The organism is Kocuria sp. CPCC 204721 (assembly GCF_040980945.1).
Lineage (GTDB): Bacteria > Actinomycetota > Actinomycetes > Actinomycetales > Micrococcaceae > Kocuria > Kocuria marina.
Genome location: NZ_JAVKPO010000001.1, coordinates 34,313 through 53,055 on the forward strand (window position 1 = coordinate 34,313; position 18,743 = coordinate 53,055).

The following is an 18,743-nucleotide window of genomic DNA, read 5'->3' on the forward strand; positions in this document are numbered from 1 at the left end:
GCGTTTTCCGGGGCGCTGTGGTTACATGTTCGACATGGCCGAGTTCTTGAGGATGACCAATCCGATCCAGCACTACGCGTGGGGATCGCGATCGGTCCTCGCCGGCATGCAGGGGCGCTCCGCACCCACCGAGGAACCCGAGGCCGAGCTGTGGATGGGTGCCCACGCGAGCGCTCCGTCCCGGGTGACCCTCGACGGGGTCCAGCGCGGCCTGGACGAAGTGGCCCCCGACCTGCCGTTCCTCCTGAAGATCCTCGCGATCGCGGCGCCGCTGTCCATCCAGGTGCACCCGTCCGAGGAACAGGCCCGTGAGGGGTTCGCGCGGGAGAACGCCGCGGGCGTCGCGCGGGACTCCGCGCACCGTAATTACAAGGACGAGCGCGCCAAACCGGAGACGGTCGTGGCGCTGTCACCCATGTGGTTGCTCGCGGGTCAGCAGGATCGGGCCGACCTGAAGCGTCTCTCCCGGGAACTAAACCTCCCGTGGCTCGCGGACGCCGCGGCGTCCGAGTGTCCCGTGCAGTACGCGCTCGAGCTCGCCGACGACGCCGCTGCCGCCGCCGTGCGCGCGTGCGTTACCGCTGTGGATACCACCCCGGCCACCTCGCCCCGCGGCGAGGACGCGGACAAACCCCGGTTGTCCGCGGAGGCGGATCCCGTGGAACGCGCGACGCACCTGATCCGGTTGTTGACCCACCACTACCCGGGTGACCGGGGTCTGCTCGTGGCTCTGTGTATGAACATGGTGCACCTGGCCCCCGGCCAAGCCCTGTTCACCCCGGACCGACAGGTGCACGCGTACCTCAGCGGCACCGCGGTGGAGATCATGGGGTGCTCGGACAACGTGCTGCGCGCTGGTCTGACCGCCAAGCACGTGGACGTCCCGGAACTGCTGAGGGTCATGGCCACCGCCCAGCAACCCGTGAGCGTCCTGGAACCGCGCGAGGCCGAGGACGGCGTGGTGCGGTACACGCTGTGGGACCCCGCTCTCTCCCTGGCCGCGGTGCGCGTGAGCCCGCAGCGCCCCGTCACCCGGGAGCTCGCGGGGGTGTGCATGGTGCTCGTGACCGAGGGGGACGTGGAGGTCTCCGCGCGCTCTGCTGGTGACGCGGACGCGGAGGGTGCGCGAGCGACATCGGGCGAGTCCCTGATCTGCCTGGAGACCCCGAGCACGGTGACCCTGAGCGGGGACGGGCGCGTGTTCCTCGTGGAGGCGGTTACGCCCGCGCGCTGAGGTTTTCGGGTCTCACCCTTTAGGTTGTCGCGTAATTTCCTGTTTGAGCGTTCAATGGATGGGCACCCTTTCTACGACCCTGACATTGGAGCGCACATGGACCGGCGGATCGAACGCACCCGTGCGGCCGTGGTGGAAGCCGCCGTCGAACTGGTCGCGCGCCGGGGCTCCCAGGTGGGGATGACCGAGATCGCGCAGGCCGCGGGGGTCAGCCGCAAGGCCGTGTACGAGAACTTCGGCTCGCGGGACCAGGTGCTGCTCGGCGCCACGCAATCCTTGCTGGCCCGCCTCCCCCTGGCCCCGAGCGCCCTGCAGAACCGCGAGGCCAGTCCGCTGGACCTGGTCCTGCCCCCGCTCGTGGCGCACCTGGACGAGCACCAGGAGTTCTACCGGGCCATGCTGTGCGGGCCCGGTCCCTCCCTGGCACGTGGGGCGGTCGCGGAACACGCCATGACGGGTCTGCGCAGCCTCCGGGAGGATCGCGAGAGCGGGGAGGACCGCGGCGTCGTCGAGATCCGGGACCGGTTCGTGGTCCACGGCCTACTGGGCGTGCTCGCGGACGCACTCGCCGAACAGCAGGACGCAGACCTGTCGACCCTCGCCCGGGTGCTCAACGCGAGCCTCGCCAACGGCGGCCTCGAGAACTGAGGTCCCGCAGGGTGTGACGGGCCCGTGAGGCCGAGGCGTTCCGGCCCCGCCGGGCGCGGAGGACCCCCATATCGCGCGGCGGCAGGGGGACCGGGTGGGCCCCGGGGGTTCGGAATAATCCGCCGCTGACGCATGCTGTACTGGATGTCGGGGGCACGCGCTGTCCCCGCGACACCCGTTCCGACAGGAAGGACCCGCAATGTCCGAGATCACGATCATCGGTGGCCACGGCAAGGTGGCGCTGCAGCTGAGCCGATTGCTGTCCACGCAGGGGGACACCGTCAACGCGGTGATCCGCAAGCGGGAGCAGAGCCAGGACGTGGAGAACACCGGGGCAACACCGGTCGTCGCGGACGTCCAGGAGTTGGATGTTGAGGCCATGACGGAGCTGTTCTCCGGCCAGGACGCCGTCGTGTGGTCCGCGGGCGCGGGCGGGGGCGACCCCGAGCGCACGTATGCCGTGGACCGGGACGCCGCGATCCGTTCCATGGATGCCGCGCAGGCCGCCGGCGTCACGCACTACGTCATGGTGTCCTACATGGGCGCCGGGCAGGACCACGGGGTCCCTGAGGACAACGACTTCTACTCCTACGCGCAGTCCAAGGCGGACGCGGACGACCACTTGCGCGCGAGCTCCCTCGAGTGGACCATCCTGGGCCCCGGGGCGCTCACCGACGACGACCCCTCGGGGGAGATCACGCTGGGCCGCGCCGGCAGCGACGACGAGAAGAAGACGGCACGCGGCAACGTGGCCCTCGTGGCCGCCCGGGTGCTCGCCGATCCGCGGGGTACCGCCAGGAAGTTCATCGAGTTCTCTGACGGTGACACCCCGATCGCACAGGCGCTCGAGAACCTGGGCTGATCTGCAGCCTTTGTCAGTCGTGATCGCCCGGTCCGTGGCGGGCCCCACCGGGGTCCGCGTGGGCCGGGCGATTTTTCACGCCCGGTCGCGGCAGATCGGGCCCCGCGAATCAGGCCCTGATGGTTCGGGCTCCGGCAGCTCGGCCCGACAGTCGGCCCCGGTGCCCGGTCGTGATAGCCGCTCCCGACCTGCGGGCCCTGTCTGCCGGGTGGCTGCGACCGGGGTCTTCCAGGCTGGGGTCTTCTAGGCTGGGCGCATGGAGATGCCGTCGATTCATCCCGCCGCGTCAGCCGGCCGCAATCAGGACAAGCTGGACCTGAACGGGACCCTCGCCCTCACCGCCGTGGTGCACGGGACCGTGCAGGGCGTGGGGTTCCGCTACTGGTGCTGGCGCCAGGCCGAGAAACTGGGACTCGTAGGAAGTGCCACCAACAACCCGGACGGCACCGTGACCGTTGTGGCCGAGGGTCCGCGCTGGGCCGTGGGTGAGCTGCTGCAGGCGCTCATCTCCCGGGACACCCCTGGTGCGGTGATCACCGTGGACGAGCACTTCGGCCCGCCCACGGGGGCGTTCACCGACTTCAGCACGCACTGACCCGCGGGCGGAGTTCACCTGCCGTTGATCTGCGTTTCGTGGCGCGGCACGCGGACCTCTTGAACATGTCCTTCGTGCGCAGCGCGGACGATGTCGCGGATCTGTTGGAACAGCTGTCCGAGCTCGATGCCACGTCCAAGGACGTGACACTGAAGATCGAGACGGTGGGCGGTTTCGAGCAGCTGCCCATGATGTTGCTCGCGGCCATGCGGTGGCAGGACTCCGGTGTGAGCCGCGCGTGGGACGGGGCCGTGGCGGCGTCGTCGGCCGCGCGCATGATAGGCGCCGGGGGTCGGGCACGCCGAAAGCGCTGCGCGCTGTGGAATAGTAGTGCTGATGTGTTCGGCGGTACCCGCCGAACACCCCCAACCCGTTTCGAGGAGTGGTCGTTGATGGACTTGAACCCCCTGAACAAGGCGTTCGATGAGAACGGCAAACCCAAGCCCGGTGTCAACAAGTTCCTGGACCATGTGCTGCGCATCCAACAGCCGTGGGTGGTCAAGGCGCTCAAGCGGGAGCGTGCGCAGCACCCCAAGGAGACGCCCGCCCAGATCGCCAAGCGCGCCGAGAAGCTCTACCTGCGCTCCGTGACCGTGGGCGGCGGCGCCGTGGGTGCTACCGCGGCGGTCCCCGGGATCGGCACCATCGCGTCCCTCGGGCTGTCCTCCGCCGCCGTGGCGGGTTACCTGGAGGCTACGGCCCTGTACGCGCAAGCCATGGCCGAACTGCACGGGGTGGAGCCCAAGGACGAGCAGCAGAACCGGACCATGATCATGGCGCTCATGCTCGGCGAGGACGGGAGCGCGCTCATGGGCCAGTTGCTGTCCAGCTCGTCCGCGAGCAAGAGCCTCACGAGCAAGTGGGGCCTGATGCTCGGCAAGTCCCCGGACAGCTCCCAGCGCTTCGACGTGGGCCGCTCGATCCGCAACATGTTCGTCAAGCGGTTCCTGGCCCGCCAGTCCGGCGCGGTGCTGGGCCGCGCGCTGCCGTTCGGTCTGGGCGCCGTGGTGGGGGGCGGCGCCAACCTGGCCATGGCCCGCCAGGTCATCAAGGCCTCACGCGAGGCCTTCGGGGATTTCCCGGACGAGTTCCCGCCCAACCTTGCCCTGGGTGAGCGCGCGGAGAAGTTCGAGGACGGTTCCCCCGACGGTGATCGGAAGGAACTGGAGTCCGACACGAAGGGCCGGAAGAAGCGCAAGTAGGGCGCACAACCCCGGGCGCGGTCATGCGGTGCCCGGTGGCCCTCGTGAGTTCCGCCGGGCCCCCGAATACATCTGTGTCCCGGAACAGCACGTGATCACGCGTGGAGCGTGCTGTTCCGGGACACAGGTGTTTGGTGCTGCCTCGGCCCTGCCCGGAGCCGCTCCGGGGGCGGGACCGGGCGGCGTCGGGCCGGGCCGACGGCTCAGTCCAGGTAACGGTCCACGAGCTGCTCGGCCAGGCCCGTGTACTGCCCGGGGCCCAGCTCGCTCAAGCGCCGGGCGGTGTCCTCGGAGAGGCCGAGGTCCGCGATGAACTCGCGCATCCGGTCGGCGTCCACGCGGTGGCCGCGGGTGAGTTCTTTGAGCCGCTCGTAGGGGTTGTCCATGCCCTCGCGGCCCGCAATGGCCTCGGCACGCATGGCGGTCTGCACGGCCTCGCCCAGGACCTCCCAGTTCTGGTCCAGGTCCTCGGCGAGCACCTCCTGCGCCACGTCCAGGCGGTCGAGGCCCTTGAGCACGTTGGACACCGCCAGCAACGAGTGACCGAACGCCACCCCGATGTTGCGCTGGGACGAGGAGTCCGTGAGGTCCCGCTGCCACCGCGAGGTTACGAGGGTTGCGGCGAGCGTGTCCAGCAGCGAACACGAGATCTCCGCGTTGGCCTCCGCGTTCTCGAAGCGGATGGGGTTGACCTTGTGCGGCATGGTCGAGGAGCCCGTGGCACCCTCCACCGGGATCTGGTGGAAGTAACCGATCGAGATGTAGGACCACACGTCCGTGCAGAGGTTGTGCAGGATCCGGTTGAACCGGGCCATGTCCGCGTACAGCTCGGCCTGCCAGTCGTGGGACTCGATCTGGGTGGTCAGCGGGTTCCACGTGAGCCCCAGGTGGCTCACGAAGGACCGGGAGGTCTCGGGCCAGTCCGTGTTCGGGGCCGCGGCGGTGTGCGCTGCGAACGTCCCGGTGGCGCCGTTGAGCTTGCCCAGGAACTCGGTGTCCGCCACGCGCTGCACCTGGCGGCCCAGGCGGTGCGCGAACACTGCGAGTTCCTTGCCCAGGGTCGTGGGCGTGGCCGGCTGGCCGTGGGTGTGAGACAGCATGGGGGTGGCCTTCGCGTTCCGCGCCATCGTGGCCACCGCCGCGACCAGTTCGCGCGCCGCGGGCAACCACACGTGGTTGATCGCATCGCGGATGCCGAGCGCGTAGGAGAGGTTGTTGATGTCCTCGGACGTGCACGCGAAGTGCACGAGCGGCGTCAGGTGCTCGAGGCCGAGCCCCGGCAGCCTGCGCCCGATGTAGTACTCCACCGCCTTGACGTCGTGCACCGTGACGGCCTCGATCTCAGCCAGTTCCGCGACCGACGCGGCGTCGAAGTCCGCGACGATTGCGCGCAGACCGCTCTTTTGCTCATCCGAGAGGGGTTCCAGACCTGTGAGCGCTCGCTGCTCGCACAGGTGGATGAACCACTCGACCTCCACGTGCACCCGTTCGCGGTTCAGCGCCGCTTCCGAGAGGTAGTCCACCAGCACGGCGGTCTGGGGGCGGTAACGGCCGTCCAGCGGTCCCAGCGCGATGGCGGGTGACTGCTGGCTCAGGGCCACACGTCCGGAGGGGAGGGTCTGCGCGGTGTTCGACATGGCCCTCATTCTTTCACGCGCCGGGGCGCCCCTCGCCGCGGTGAACGTCCTGCACCGCGGTCCTCGGGATGGCCGAGCAGGGCGTGGATACACATGCTTCCGGGGCCGCCCGAGCACAGGATCGCCGTTCCCTAGCCTGGTCGCGTGGCGCCCGCGTGGTGGGGCGCGGGAAGGAACCGGTCATGTCACAACTCGCGAGCCCGGTGTTCCCGGGAACGTCCCCATCGGCGGTCTCGGCGCTGGTCCACGAACGGCTCTGCCTCGTGGCACGTCATTACGACGACGCCGCGGAGCACCTCGCGGGGCTCGCCTCCCGGATCGCGTCCCTCGCGGAGACCCACGGTGCGTGGGAGGGCCCGGGTGCCAGGTCCTTCCGGGCCCGCGCCGATCGCCACGAGCAGGAACTGCGAGACGTTTCGCACCGCTGTCGTGAAACTGCTCAGCTCGTGCGGACGGGGGCGGCCGCGCTCGCGGAACGGGTCGCGGCTGTCGAGAGCATCGCCCAGATGGGAGCTCCCATGGCCGCGGCACTGAGCACGGTGCTGGGCGTGGGACTCGCGGCGGGTCACGCTGCGAGCGCGTCGTGGGGCGGGTCGCCGTGACCGCGGCGGCGCGGACGGTGCTGGGCTCGAGCACCGGATCTTCGGAGGACGCAGCTGTGCCGGCCGCGGGTGAGGAACAGGCCGGGAGGTCGGCCGTGCCGGTGGCGGGAGGTGGCCCCGCCGCCGTGCCGGTTGCGGATGATGCGGCCGCCTCGTCTCCGCGGGACACTGCCGTGAGCATGGAACACGGCGTGACCGAGGTCCACGGGCGGGCCGAGGACCTCCAGAGCGAACTGTTCACCCCTGGTTCCGGGGAACGCCCCACGCCGGACGGCCACGCGGACCCGGAACGGGTCGCAGCCGCCGTCGAGGGCGCGAGAACCAGCATGGAGGTCTCGGGTGGCGTCCCGGGCGGCACCGCGGTCATGGTGGACACGGACGTCATCTCGGGGATCGAGGGCTCGCTCACCGCGGTGGTCGAGACCGTGGGCGGCGTCCTCGCCGGGCTCGTCCCGGTCACCGCCGAACTGCACCTGTGGTCCCTCACGGGGCAGCCGTCCCTGGCGGGTGCGGGGGCGCTCGCCGATCTCGTGAGCCGCGACCTGCTCGCGCAGATCGCCGCACTGGAGGCCTCTGCCGCGCGACTGGTTCTCGCGCGGCAGAACTACGAGACCGTGGAGAGGGCATTGACGTCCCTCCTGGCGGGGCGGGTGTGGGGTTTGCCCCTGTACGGTGTGACCCGCCCTCTGGCCCGGGATGGCGGTCGGACCCTGGAAGACCTGGACGTCGCACTGGCTCGCGCGGGGATCGACTCACCGCACGAGTTCCTCGAGCGGGTCCAGCCGTGGCAGTACGGACTCCTCATCCGGGGAGGTGGTCCGCGCGGGACCGACGCCCTCATCCGCGGGCCTGGCCTGGACGATCTCATGGATGGGCTGCTTCAGTACCCCGTCGTGCCCGGCGGGAGTGCCTCCGGGTCCCACACCGTTCCGGGAGCCGGTGCAGGCACCCCGGGAGCCGGTGCGGACGCACCAGGGCCCGGCGTCGTCGCGGCGGAGCCGGACGGGAGAACCGGCGGTGCGGCGTCGTCGGCGCCGAGGCCCTTAACGCTGGGCCAGCACGCGCGAGCGCTGGCCGTGGGGTTGCTCACCGCGCACGGCAGGTCCGAGAAGACCACCGGGGGCGCGGGCGACCCGTGGAGGGATGCAGCGGGGGAGGAACCCGGGGTACTCGGTGCCATGCTCGCGCCCGCCTCGGCCGCCGTGCTGTCGGCTTCTCTGGCGGGCGTCGCGTGGTACACGCCGTATCGCAAGGGGCGCCGGTTGACCCCGGCAGAGGCCTTCGACCGCGGTGTGTCGGCTGCCCTACGACCGGTGCTCGCCCCGCGCGCGTTACGCGAGGCACGCCGGGAGGTGTTCACCGGGGTGACCGCCGCGAACGCGGCCCGCCACCACATGACGGGCATGCCCGAGCGACCGCTTCCGGCCGGGGTGCGGCACGCGGGAGCCGTGCCCACCACGATCGCGGGGACCGCCGCGGCGCTCAAGGACGCCAAGAACATCGTCTCGGGCGTGGGCCCGGACGGGGCGCAGGTCGAGAACAGCACGGTCATGGTGCAGAAGGCCACGGACGGGAACGGGAGGACGGCGTACTCCGTGGTGCTGACCGGGACTGAAAAGTGGGAGGACAGTCCCGGCGTGCATGATCTGAAGGGGATCGGGCAGGGCATCACGGCGCAACCGGACGCCGCACTCACCGAGCTGCCCCAGGCGCAGCGCATGGCCGTGCAGGCGCTGCAGGACGCGGGCATCCGCTCCGGGGACACCGTGGTGCTCACGGGCCACAGCCTGGGCGGGATCGACGCCGCGGGGCTGGCTGCCAACCGTGCGTTCCGTGAGCGTTATGACGTCGCCGCGGTCACCACGTTCGGTTCGCCCGTGGGGGACTTCGAGATCCCCGAGGGCACGTCCGTGATGGCGGTGGAACACGTGGACGACGTCGTGCCCACCCTGGACGGCGTGCCCAACCCGGACGCCGACCACCGATCCACGGTGCGCGTGAACACCCCCTATCAGGATGCGCTGACCCTGAAGCAGGGGTTCAGGGGGATCGGGGCGCATGAGATGTACGTGTACACGGTGGGCGCCCAGGGGATCACCGATTCGCGGCACCCGGTCGTGGTGGCCCACGAGCAGCGGCTCGCGGACGCGGTGCCCCATGGGCCCGGGACGCGCACCGAAACGTACGTCTACCAGGGACGGGAGGAACACTGACGCACCGACGAAGTGGGGCGGTCCCTGGCGTTAGCATGGCAGCTATGGAAACTTCCACGCCCGCTTTCGGATCGCAGGGGTTACCGCAGCGGACCACGCGCGTTACGCCGCGGGCGGTACTCGGCAAGCTCCCCGCGTACGCCGCGGGCAAGTCGGCCGCCGAGATCCCCGGTCTCGTGGCCTACAAGTTGGCATCCAACGAGAACCCCTTCGGTCCCGTTCCGGCTGTCCGGGAGGCGCTCGCGTCCTTCGACGCCTACAACCGCTATCCGGATCCCGCCGCGAGCGCCCTGCGTGAGGCCCTGGCGCAGTACCTGGACGTCCCCGCGCAGGACGTCGTGGCCGGTGCGGGCAGCCTGGGCGCACTCAACCAACTGCTCGCGGCCTTCGCCGGTTCCGGGGAGGACGGTCGCCCGGACGAGGTGATCCACGCGTGGCGCTCGTTCGAGGCGTATCCGATCTCGGTGGGTCTGGCCGGCGCGCTCGGCGTGCAGGTGCCCAACCTCCCGGACGGCTCGCACGATCTCGACGCGATGGCCCGCGCCGTCACCGACCGCACGCGGGTCATCCTGCTGTGCACCCCCAACAACCCCACGGGCCCCAGCCTGCGCGACGACGCCGTGCGCGAGTTCCTGAAGCGGGTCCCGTCCCACGTGGTGGTCGTCGTGGACGAGGCGTACTGGGAGTTCCAGCGCGCCGAGGGCCTGGCCGACGGCATCGAGCTCTACCGTGATCACCCCAATGTGGTCTCCCTGCGCACGTTCTCCAAGGCCCACGGTCTGGCCGGGCTGCGGGTGGGTTACACCGTGGCCCAGCAGGAGGTCACGCAGTACCTGCGCCAGAGCGCGCCGGCGTTCAGTGTCACGGAGGTGGCCCAGCTCGCTGCGATCGCGTCCCTCACGAACATCGACCAGGTCGAGGAACGGGTCCAGCGGGTCGTGGACGAACGGGAGCGCGTGCTGCGCGGACTCGACGACCTGGGGTGGCAGTACCCGCCCACCCAGGCGAACTTCGTGTGGCTGCCCCTCGGGGAGCACGGCGAAGCGTTCTCCCAGCTGTGCGATCAGCACGCCCTGTCCGTGCGGCGTTTCGGTGCGGAAGGGGTGCGCGTGAGTTTCGGGGAGCCCGAGGCGAACACCCGGTTCCTGGAACTGTGCGCCGCGTTCCCGCACCCCAGCACCATGCCCCTGCCTGGGCAGCCCTGAGACCGTTACGAGTACCGAGAACCCCGCGCACGCCCGGATCGCCGTGACGGTGGCGAGACGGCAGGCGAGGACAGCGGAAGGACCGACACCACCCATGGCATCACGCACCCACGCAGGCGCCGTGCCCAGCACGCTCCCGCGTCACCAGATCCTGGACGAACAGGGGGCGATCGCGGACGATGCCCTGTTGTCCCCGTACGTCGCGGACGTCACGGTCGAACAGTTGCAGCACCTCTACCGTTCCATGACCGGGGCGCGGCGCGTGGACGAGGAGGGTACCTCGCTGCAGCGTCAGGGCCAGCTCGTGCTGTGGGTGCCCCTGCGGGGTCAGGAGGCCGCCCAGGTCGGTTCTGTGTGGCCCACGCTGCCCACCGACCGGATCTTCCCGTCCTACCGCGAACACGCCGTGGCCTTAGAACGCGGTGTGGCGCCGTCCAATCTGATGCGGTTGTTCCGCGGCATCACGGCCGGGGGCTGGGACCCGGAGAAACACAACCTAAACCTCTACACCATGGTGCTCGCCTCCCAGGTCCCGCATGCGGTGGGTTACGCCATGGGAACCGCCCTGGACCGCAAGGCCGCCCAGGATGCGGGCACTCCGCCGGAAACCGCCCCGGAGGCCGTCATCGCGTACTTCGGGGACGGTGCGAGCACCGAGGGTGAGATCCACGAGTCCATGGTCTTCGCGGCGTCCTACGACGCCCCCGTGCTGTTCTTCATCCAGAACAACCAGTGGGCCATCTCGGTCCCGTTCGCGACCCAGTCCCGCGTGCCCCTGGCCACGCGCGCGGCCGGTTACGGCTTCGAGGGGTTGCGTGTGGACGGCAACGACATCCTGGGCGTCGTCGCGGCCACGCGGTACGCGCTCGAGAAGATCCGCGCGGGAGAGGGGCCGGTGCTGATCGAGGCGGAGACCTACCGCATGGGGGCCCACACCACGGCGGACGATCCCACCAAGTACCGCGAACGGGACGAGGAAGAGCAGTGGGGTCACCTGGATCCCGTGGACCGGCTGCGGGCCCACTTGCGGGACGCCCACGGGGTCGAGGAGGAGTTCTTCGAGACCGTGGCGCGCGAGAACGACGAGATCGCGCAGCGCATGCGCGCGGACGTCCTGGCCATGACCCCGCCCCGGTTCGAGGACTCCTTCGCCAAGGCGTACGCCGAGCAGCATTCACTGGTGGATGCCGAACGCGCCGAATACCTGGACTACCAGGCGGGCTTCGCACCCCAGGACGAGATGGACGACCACGACACCCGAGGAGCCTGCGCGTGACACAGCTGACCGTGGCCAAGGCCATCAATGCCGGGCTCGCACGGGCCATGGAGGAGAACCCCAAGGTCATGCTCATGGGGGAAGACATCGGCTCCCTGGGCGGCGTGTACCGCGTGACCGAGGGGCTAAAGTCCAGGTTCGGTGCGCACCGCGTGCTGGACACACCCCTCGGTGAGGCGGGGATCGTGGGCACCGCGGTGGGCCTCGCCGAACGCGGGTACCGGCCCGTGTGCGAGATCCAATTCGACGGGTTCACGTTCCCGGCGTTCAACCAGATCACGACCCAGCTGGCCAAGATCCACGCCCGCTCGGACGGGCAGCTCACGGTTCCTGTGACGATCCGCATCCCGTACGGAGGTGTGATCGGCTCCGTGGAACACCACTCGGAATCCCCGGAGGCGCTGTTCGCCCACACGGCGGGACTGCGCTTGCTCGCGCCGTCGAACGCGCAGGACGCCTACTGGATGTCGCAGCAGGCCATCGCGTGCGACGACCCCGTCATCATCTTCGAACCCAAGCGCCGGTACTGGCTCAAGGGCGAGGTGGACGAGAAGACTTCCCCGGGGGACCCGTTCAAGGCCTCCGTGATCCGCGAGGGTGAGGAAGCCACGATCGTGGCGTGGGGACCGCTCGTGCCCGTGGCGCTCGCCGCCGCCGAGGCCGCCCGGGAGGACGGGCGCAGCGTGGAGGTCATCGACCTGCGCAGCCTGTCACCCATCGACTTCGACACCGTCACGGCGTCCGTGCGCAAGACGGGTCGCCTGGTGATCGCCCACGAGGCCCCCACGTTCGGTGGTCTGGGCGGGGAGATCGCCGCGCGCGTCACCGAGCGTGCGTTCTACTCGCTCGAGGCTCCCGTGCTGCGCGTGGGCGCTTACCATCTGCCCTATCCTCCCGCAGCCGTGGAGGAGAACTACGTTCCGGATCTGGACCGGGTGCTCGAAGCACTCGACCGGTCCTTCGCCTACTAGAGCATCCACCCCACCGTGATCCGGCGCGGACACGGTGGCCCGGAGGGAGAAGTCATGTCCCAGGTATTCACACTGCCCGACGTGGGTGAGGGTCTGACCGAGGCCGACATCGTGGCCTGGATGGTGTCCGAGGGGGACACCGTGTCCGTCAACCAGGTGCTCGTGGAGATCGAGACCGCCAAGTCCGTGGTGGAGCTGCCCTCGCCGTTCGAGGGCACGGTCCAGGAGATCCTCGTCGCGGAGGGGGACACCGTGGAGGTGGGCACGCCCATCATCTCCGTGAGCTCCGCCGACGACGCTCCCGCCGGTGCCACTGACCCCGGCTACACGGGTTCCGCCCCGGAGGACGGTCTGGCCGACGCCCCCGCGCCCGACACCGCCGCGTCGACCGGTGAGGACGCGACGTCCGGTTCGGGGCGCAGCATGGACTCCGCCCAGGGCAAGGCCCTCGTGGGCTCGGGGCCCAAGGCGGACCCGGTGCGTCGGCGGCGTCGTACCCGCGTGGGCATGCGCACGGACGCCGAGGCGCCCCAGGGTCTGAGCGCCTCGACCTCCCGCGCCGACGACGCCGCGGGGCCGGCCGACGAGCGCAAGCACGGTTGGGCGGACCGGTTGTCCCGCACGGGACTGGGAAGTGCCGCCGTGGACCTCGCGGAGAAGGCCGGGAAGATCCGGGACCGCGGGGAGTCCTGGTTGAAGTCTCGGGACGAGGGTGCCGAACAGGGGCCCGCCTCTGCGTCGATCCCGCGCCGTCCGAACCTGGCCAAGCCTCCGGTGCGCAAGGCGGCCAAGGAGATGGGCATCGATCTCGCGGACGTGCAGGCCACCGGCGACGGCGGCCAGGTCACCAAACGCGACCTGCTCGCCTACGCGGCACACCTGCGCGAGGTGGAGGACGGCCCGGACACGTTCTGGACCCACACCGGCCAGCCGGCCACCGCGCGGGAGGAACGCATCCGCGTCAAGGGCGTGCGCAAGGCCACCGCCCAGAACATGGTCAAGTCCGCCTTCAGCGCGCCCCACGTGTCGATCTTCGTGGAGGTGGACGCCTCACGGACCATGGAGTTCGTCAAGCGGCTCAAGCAGTCCCCGCACTTCGAGGGTGTGAAGGTCACGCCACTGTTGATCCTGGCCAAGGCCGTGATCTGGGCGGCCGCCCGCAACCCGCAGGTCAACGCCACGTGGACCGACACCGAGATCATCATCAAGCGCTACATGAACCTGGGCATCGCCGCGGCCACGCCCCGGGGTCTGCTGGTTCCCAACATCAAGGACGCGCAGGACCTCAGCCTCCGGGAGCTGGCGATCGCGCTGCACGAGCTGACGCAGACCGCGCGCGCCGGGCGCACCCAGCCGGGGGACATGCAGGGTGGGACGCTGTCCATCACGAACATCGGTGCGCTAGGCATCGACACGGGAACCCCCATCATCAACCCCGGTGAAGCCGCCATCGTGGCCTTCGGGACCATCAAGCAGAAGCCGTGGGTCGTGGACGGGGACGTCATCCCGCGGTGGATCACGACCCTGGGGGGTTCCTTCGATCACCGCGTGGTGGACGGTGACCTCTCCGCGCGGTTCATGGCGGACGTGGCCCGCATCCTCGAGGAACCCGCTCTGCTGCTTGACTGATGCTCAGCCGCCGTCGCCCGGCTCCGTGCGGAAGCACCCGGCGAGGTGGCCCGGTGCCCGGCCGATGCGCTGCAACCACCGGTAGGCGGTGACCGGGCCCACCAGCACGATGCCGTGGGATCGCAGCACCTGGGACAGTCGGCGGGACTCCGTGGAACTGTCCGGGAGTTCCAGCGCGTTGTCCGGCGCCGCTTCCGGGGCGTCACCCGGGAAGGGCACCCCGGCCTCCTCGAGCAGCGCGAGCCACCGGTCCATGTCCCAGTCCCGGCACACCTCCGCGTTGTGGATCACGGCCTCGATCTTGGCGCGGTTGCGGATGAGTTCGGCGTTGACGAGGAGGTCGTCCACGTCGTCCTCGTCGAACAGGGACACGCGGGCGGGTTCGAGATCGGCCATGTGGAGGTACCACGAACCGTGGCGCGCGGACTGCGACCACCGGGCCAGCCCCGAGTCCACGAGTTCCAGGGTGAGCGTGGCGAAGTACTCGTCCGCGCTCGAGGGGGCCGTCCCCCAGTCGTGATCGTGATCCGCGAGCGCCCCGGGTGTGCTCACGGCCCACGGGCAGCGCCGCAACCCGTCCCCGCAGTGCACCACCCGGAAGGCGGTGTGGGGCGTGGAATGTGAGGTGTCCTGGGCATCTGCCGAGGTGGTCTCCGATGAAGTCGTCATGGCAGCACGCTAGGGCGGATGGTGTCCTGTGATCCGCGCTCGCGGGCCCCCGGGTATCACCGGCGTGTGAACCCGCCCGGCGGGCGCGCTGTGCAGGGCGATTGCCGCGGGGCGGGACCGTCGTGGATGAGGCGGGTACATGGTGGGCGGGGCCGGTCCATGGCGGGGTCCGGCCGGTGCGGGGGGGGGGTGCTACAACTACAGCTTTTCCCAATTCGCGGTGGGTACGGACGCGAACGGGCTGACGGGCACAGCCATCTCGCAGGTGAACGCGCCGTCCGCCACGGTCACCACGAGAGTTGTCCGTGGCGGCAAAGCTGGGGCGGTGAATCCGCGCAGTGTCGGCCCGTCAACCGGGATGTACAGTTCGAAGTTCAACGGCAAGATGGATTACCAAGGCGAGCAGAACGGCTACCCGACGAGCACAGCCCCTTATCCCATCTCGGGGCTCACCCAGGCATCTCCCGGGCTCGTGCTGAACATCGGGTACAACACGACCACCAGGGTGACGTTCGAATTCCCGGTCCCACTGACGTCGGCGAGCATCACCATCCTGGACATCACCCGGTTAAACAGCACCCTGTCGAGTGGCGCATACCAGTACACAGACACCGTGACGATCGATCAACCCTGGGTCATGACGGGGGACTTGACGTCCGCCAACGCGACGAGGGGTGCTGCGGGCGCCACCTTTTTTCGTTCGGCGGAGTACGTGAGTTCACAGACGAAAACGGTACGGAACGTCAGGAGCACGAATACGACATCGCGGTTCTCGTCCCTGACCTTCACCTATACGGCGCCGGTCGCGGGCGGGTGGGAATTCCTCGCCATTCCCAGCATCAGCTTCTGCGTGGCCTGACCGGGAGACGCAGCGCCGCGGCGTCGTCGTGCGGAATGCACGCTCGAGGCATCCGGGTTCAGAAAACGGAAACGGCCCCCGTGCCGTCTGCGATCTCCACGGCCACGGGATCGGCGTCCGGGTCCTGGGAGTCGTGGACGATGAACACCGCGGTGGGGTCACCCGGGGGCAGGGCCCGCACGGTCACGGCGCCGGAGCGGGCGTCCGCGAGGATCGCCGAGAGCTGCTGCATGGTGGCTTCCAGAACCTCGGGCGACGGAGCACTGCCGCGCTCGTCCAGGATGTCCACGGTGATCCCCCGGGCACGTGCCGCGCGGGTGAGCTCCAGGATGTAGGGCGTCGCGATGGAGCGACCGCGGATGCTGTCCCGCAGTTGGGCCTCGGTGAGGCGGAACTGCTGGACGTCGTAGTCGGTCACCTCGGAGGAATCCTTGGCGATCTGCTCCAGCAGCCCACCGGCCAACCGGCGGACCTCGTCCACCCGCCGGTTGGAGGCGTAGCGCATCCCCTTCTCGGCCTCGTCGCGGCTGCGCGCGGTGGCCAGTAGGCGCTGGGTGTCCTGTCTGCGCCGCATGAAAAAGTCGTACTGCCGCTCGACCATCCACGTCACGAGCACCACGGCGATGCCCACCACGTGATATGCCTCGATGGGCATGATCACCCCGTTGACCACGGGCCACCGGCTCACGGACAACACCGTGACACCGAGCCACACCGCGAAGGCCCAGCCGGGGCGGCGTCGCATCCCCAGGCCGAACAACAGGGCGATAAACCCGAGATGGAACCACGGGGTCTGTCCCGCCTGCAGCGTCACGGGGGTCGCGGCGTAGCCCTGCTGGGCGGCCGCCAGGAACAGGACGGACGTCAACGCGGTGGGGATCAGGGGGAACTGGGAACCGTCCCAGCGGGGTAGCGCGATGATGGACCCGGCCAGCGCGTAGTTCACCACGGACACGGCCAACTGCTCGGGTCGGATGGAATCCTGGAGGTAGCCCACGGTGGCCACGAAGGGTGCGCAGAATGCCGCCAGCAGGATGAAGCGCATGTAGCGGTGGGCGAAGACCGCGCGCGTGGACCCGCTCATGCCGTCACATCCTTGGGCCACACCAGCGTCACACGCGTCCCACGCCCCGGTGTGGTGTCCAGGGACACTCGTCCGCCGATGGACTCAAGGTTCTCCACGATGGACACGCGCACCCCGAGCCGCCGGTTGGGGACGTCGTGGTAGTTGAAGCCCCGGCCGTCGTCACTGATCGTGAACCGCAGGAAGAAGCCCTCGGGATTGGTCCCGCTGGCGGGGCACAGCTCACCCTCCATCGACACGGTCGTGTACTCACTGCCCGAGTGCCGGGCGCTGTTGGACACCGCTTCCGTCACGGCCTGGGTCAAACCGTGCGCCACGTCCGCGGGGACGAACACCCGCGGTTCGCCCACGGGCCGCATGGGTGCCCGCAAGTTGGTGAATCGCACACGTGCGCGCCACGGGGCGAGGGCCTCCATGAGCTCGTCCATGAGCACGTGGACCATCACGGTGTGGTTCGCGGAGGAGCGGTCGGACTCCTCGGCCAGGATGTCCAGGGCCCGTGCGGCGAGCTGGCGCGTGCGTTTGGGTAGGACACCCCGGGTGCGGGACGCGTCCAGCAGGGCGGCCATCACGTTGTCGTGGATCAACCGGTCGATCCGCTCCTGGTCGGCGGTCTCCGAACGGCTGCGCCGCAGCGCGAGCGTCTGCGACAAGGCCTCGGCGTAGGCGATGTCCATGCGCTCGACACCGTGCTTGCCGACGGTGAGGACCACCACGAGCATGAGGCTGAACACCATGCGGGAGAGTCCCGCCGTGAGCCATGACTCCGGGATGGGCTCCGCGGTGATGAGCAGGGCGGAGATCAGGGCGTACACGCCCTCGTTCATGATCATGTACAGGATGGCGGCTGTGGGGCTCCACAGCACCGCCGCCGCTCCCACCGCCAGGATGATGAACCCCGAGATCCAGGGGTTCTGGGGCATGGGCTCACCCGTCCACGCGAGCGGCAGGGCCAGGATGGCCGCGGAGACCACGGCCGTGTAGGCCAGGAACACCCAGGGGCGCACGGAATGGCGCAACCCGTAGAACAGGGTGAGGCCGGTGAGCACCGCGAGCGCCAACAGGAAGATCGTGTACCACCCGTGGAGGGAGTGCTGCTGTTGCGCGAAGATGGGCAGCGCCTCGATCAGATGGGTCACGGCGAACACGCCGAAGCCGATCATCGCGAACCAGTGGGCGCGGTAGGTGTTCAGCCCGAGCTCGTCCGGGGCGGTGGTCGCGAAGAAGCGCTTCCACCGCAACCGTGTGTTGACCGTCCGGTAGGAGCGGGCCCGGCCCTCCGGTGGCCTCCCCAGCAGGATCACGGGGTGTCCGGTGGGGGAATCACAGCTTCTTCTCGGCGCTTGTCACGTCGTCCTCGGGGTCCACGAGACCGTCCTCGATCGCGCGGATCCGCAGGTCGATCTTGGTGGGGGCCGGGCGCCCGATCCGCGCGTACTTCTCACGGATCCGGTCGATGTTGGTCTTCACCGCGGACTGCTTGATCCCCATGCGGCGGGCGACCTGCACCTGGGCGAACCCGGAGGCGTACAGGCGCAGGGTCTCGCGTTCGCGCGGGGACAGGGCGGCGCGGGAGAACTCGACGTCCCCGTCGATGGCCGCGGCCAGTTCTTTGGTGATCACGGGTTTGCCGTCCGCAATCGCCCGCGCCTCCTCGATGGCGTGCTCGAGCGGGTCCGATTTGCGCACCAACCCCAGGGCGCCGGCGCGCAGCGCCTCGCGGATCAACCCGGCGTTCTCGCCGATGCTGAAGATCAGCACCTTCATCCCGGCGCTGCGCAACCGTTCCACGTTGCCCGCCGGGCGTGACTTGTCCGCCAGGGACAGGTCCAGCAGGACGACGTCGCACTCGATGCGTTTCGAGCCCTGCGCGGTGAGGGCGGGATTCTCCGGGTCCCGGCCCAACTGGTCCAACAGGGTGGACACGGAATCCGATGATCCCACGAGCTTGACGTCCGCGAGCGATGTCATGGACACCAGGCGCACGCCTTCACGGACCACTTCATGATCGTCGACTACGGCGACGAGTGTTGAAGGCATAGAAAGTTCCTCCGTAC

The 18,743-nt window shown here is 69.6% G+C and carries 17 protein-coding genes; 12 read left to right on the plus strand and 5 right to left on the minus strand.

Annotated features, from left to right (window positions below; all coding sequences use genetic code 11):
* The first annotated feature begins 34 nt into the window (after nucleotides 1-34).
* The 5 genes from manA to RF637_RS00175 all read left to right on the plus strand — a co-directional run bounded on the left by manA (nucleotide 35) and on the right by RF637_RS00175 (nucleotide 4,541).
* Entirely contained in the window at nucleotides 35-1,234 is a 1,200-nt protein-coding gene (manA, locus tag RF637_RS00155) for a mannose-6-phosphate isomerase, class I (protein WP_085106259.1), read from the plus strand.
* A 96-nt stretch (nucleotides 1,235-1,330) separates the two neighbouring features.
* The gene (locus tag RF637_RS00160; RefSeq protein WP_085106110.1) at nucleotides 1,331-1,882 is read left to right on the plus strand and encodes a TetR/AcrR family transcriptional regulator; all 552 of its coding nucleotides are present in this window, start codon (nucleotides 1,331-1,333) and stop codon (nucleotides 1,880-1,882) included.
* Nucleotides 1,883-2,081: 199 nt separating this feature from the next.
* A complete protein-coding gene (locus tag RF637_RS00165) occupies nucleotides 2,082-2,744 on the plus strand; it encodes an SDR family oxidoreductase (RefSeq protein ID WP_167318038.1) in 663 nt (220 codons plus the stop codon).
* A gap of 256 nt (nucleotides 2,745-3,000) precedes the next feature.
* Entirely contained in the window at nucleotides 3,001-3,339 is a 339-nt protein-coding gene (locus RF637_RS00170) for an acylphosphatase (RefSeq protein WP_084118079.1), read from the plus strand.
* Nucleotides 3,340-3,377: 38 nt separating this feature from the next.
* On the plus strand, nucleotides 3,378-4,541 hold the full coding sequence (locus RF637_RS00175; protein WP_368843843.1) for a hypothetical protein: 1,164 nt from the start codon (nucleotides 3,378-3,380) through the stop codon (nucleotides 4,539-4,541).
* Nucleotides 4,542-4,744: 203 nt separating this feature from the next.
* On the opposite strand, the gene purB is transcribed toward RF637_RS00175, so the two are convergent.
* Nucleotides 4,745-6,187, minus strand: a complete 1,443-nt coding sequence (gene purB, locus RF637_RS00180) for an adenylosuccinate lyase (RefSeq protein WP_368843844.1) — start codon at nucleotides 6,185-6,187, stop codon at nucleotides 4,745-4,747.
* Between the two features lie 173 nt (nucleotides 6,188-6,360).
* Here purB and RF637_RS00185 point away from each other — a divergent pair, with 173 nt between their 5' ends.
* From RF637_RS00185 to RF637_RS00210, 6 genes are all read left to right on the plus strand, one after another.
* Complete coding sequence (locus RF637_RS00185; RefSeq protein WP_144997177.1) at nucleotides 6,361-6,780, plus strand: hypothetical protein; 420 nt, start codon at nucleotides 6,361-6,363, stop codon at nucleotides 6,778-6,780.
* A 179-nt stretch (nucleotides 6,781-6,959) separates the two neighbouring features.
* On the plus strand, nucleotides 6,960-8,993 hold the full coding sequence (locus RF637_RS00190; RefSeq protein WP_368844080.1) for a hypothetical protein: 2,034 nt from the start codon (nucleotides 6,960-6,962) through the stop codon (nucleotides 8,991-8,993).
* Nucleotides 8,994-9,037: 44 nt separating this feature from the next.
* Nucleotides 9,038-10,198 (plus strand): histidinol-phosphate transaminase, encoded by a 1,161-nt coding sequence (locus tag RF637_RS00195; RefSeq protein WP_085106116.1) that lies wholly within the window; start codon nucleotides 9,038-9,040, stop codon nucleotides 10,196-10,198.
* Between the two features lie 94 nt (nucleotides 10,199-10,292).
* Nucleotides 10,293-11,474, plus strand: a complete 1,182-nt coding sequence (locus tag RF637_RS00200; protein ID WP_368835145.1) for a thiamine pyrophosphate-dependent enzyme — start codon at nucleotides 10,293-10,295, stop codon at nucleotides 11,472-11,474.
* A complete protein-coding gene (locus RF637_RS00205; RefSeq protein ID WP_064847424.1) occupies nucleotides 11,471-12,445 on the plus strand; it encodes an alpha-ketoacid dehydrogenase subunit beta in 975 nt (324 codons plus the stop codon). The genes RF637_RS00200 and RF637_RS00205 overlap by 4 nt, the downstream gene beginning before the upstream one ends.
* Before the next feature lie 54 nt (nucleotides 12,446-12,499).
* Nucleotides 12,500-14,074, plus strand: a complete 1,575-nt coding sequence (locus tag RF637_RS00210) for a dihydrolipoamide acetyltransferase family protein (protein WP_368843845.1) — start codon at nucleotides 12,500-12,502, stop codon at nucleotides 14,072-14,074.
* Nucleotides 14,075-14,077: 3 nt separating this feature from the next.
* Here RF637_RS00210 and RF637_RS00215 read toward each other — a convergent pair whose 3' ends face one another.
* A complete protein-coding gene (locus tag RF637_RS00215; protein ID WP_098055082.1) occupies nucleotides 14,078-14,743 on the minus strand; it encodes a DNA-3-methyladenine glycosylase I in 666 nt (221 codons plus the stop codon).
* Between the two features lie 220 nt (nucleotides 14,744-14,963).
* On the opposite strand from RF637_RS00215, the gene RF637_RS00220 reads away from it, so the two are divergent.
* Entirely contained in the window at nucleotides 14,964-15,602 is a 639-nt protein-coding gene (locus RF637_RS00220; RefSeq protein ID WP_368843846.1) for a hypothetical protein, read from the plus strand.
* 58 nt (nucleotides 15,603-15,660) lie between these two features.
* Here RF637_RS00220 and RF637_RS00225 read toward each other — a convergent pair whose 3' ends face one another.
* The 3 genes from RF637_RS00225 to RF637_RS00235 are packed head-to-tail and all read right to left on the minus strand — an operon-like array spanning nucleotide 15,661 to nucleotide 18,726.
* The gene (locus RF637_RS00225) at nucleotides 15,661-16,686 is read right to left on the minus strand and encodes a hypothetical protein (protein ID WP_368843847.1); all 1,026 of its coding nucleotides are present in this window, start codon (nucleotides 16,684-16,686) and stop codon (nucleotides 15,661-15,663) included.
* Nucleotides 16,683-17,990 (minus strand): sensor histidine kinase, encoded by a 1,308-nt coding sequence (locus RF637_RS00230; protein WP_368843848.1) that lies wholly within the window; start codon nucleotides 17,988-17,990, stop codon nucleotides 16,683-16,685. The genes RF637_RS00225 and RF637_RS00230 overlap by 4 nt, the downstream gene beginning before the upstream one ends.
* A gap of 19 nt (nucleotides 17,991-18,009) precedes the next feature.
* Nucleotides 18,010-18,726 carry a response regulator transcription factor gene (locus RF637_RS00235; RefSeq protein WP_085106122.1) on the minus strand — a complete coding sequence of 239 codons (717 nt, stop codon included), beginning with the start codon at nucleotides 18,724-18,726 and terminating at the stop codon, nucleotides 18,010-18,012.
* Between the last annotated feature and the right edge of the window lie 17 nt (nucleotides 18,727-18,743).

Coding starts and splice junctions, on each gene's coding strand:
- manA (WP_085106259.1), top strand. CDS start 35: ATGGCCGAGTTCTTGAGGATGACCAATCCGATCCAGCACTACGCGTGG.
- RF637_RS00160 (WP_085106110.1), top strand. CDS start 1,331: ATGGACCGGCGGATCGAACGCACCCGTGCGGCCGTGGTGGAAGCCGCC.
- RF637_RS00165 (WP_167318038.1), top strand. CDS start 2,082: ATGTCCGAGATCACGATCATCGGTGGCCACGGCAAGGTGGCGCTGCAG.
- RF637_RS00170 (WP_084118079.1), top strand. CDS start 3,001: ATGGAGATGCCGTCGATTCATCCCGCCGCGTCAGCCGGCCGCAATCAG.
- purB (WP_368843844.1), bottom strand. CDS start 6,187: ATGAGGGCCATGTCGAACACCGCGCAGACCCTCCCCTCCGGACGTGTG.
- RF637_RS00185 (WP_144997177.1), top strand. CDS start 6,361: ATGTCACAACTCGCGAGCCCGGTGTTCCCGGGAACGTCCCCATCGGCG.
- RF637_RS00190 (WP_368844080.1), top strand. CDS start 6,960: ATGGAACACGGCGTGACCGAGGTCCACGGGCGGGCCGAGGACCTCCAG.
- RF637_RS00195 (WP_085106116.1), top strand. CDS start 9,038: ATGGAAACTTCCACGCCCGCTTTCGGATCGCAGGGGTTACCGCAGCGG.
- RF637_RS00200 (WP_368835145.1), top strand. CDS start 10,293: ATGGCATCACGCACCCACGCAGGCGCCGTGCCCAGCACGCTCCCGCGT.
- RF637_RS00210 (WP_368843845.1), top strand. CDS start 12,500: ATGTCCCAGGTATTCACACTGCCCGACGTGGGTGAGGGTCTGACCGAG.
- RF637_RS00215 (WP_098055082.1), bottom strand. CDS start 14,743: ATGACGACTTCATCGGAGACCACCTCGGCAGATGCCCAGGACACCTCA.
- RF637_RS00225 (WP_368843847.1), bottom strand. CDS start 16,686: ATGAGCGGGTCCACGCGCGCGGTCTTCGCCCACCGCTACATGCGCTTC.
- RF637_RS00235 (WP_085106122.1), bottom strand. CDS start 18,726: ATGCCTTCAACACTCGTCGCCGTAGTCGACGATCATGAAGTGGTCCGT.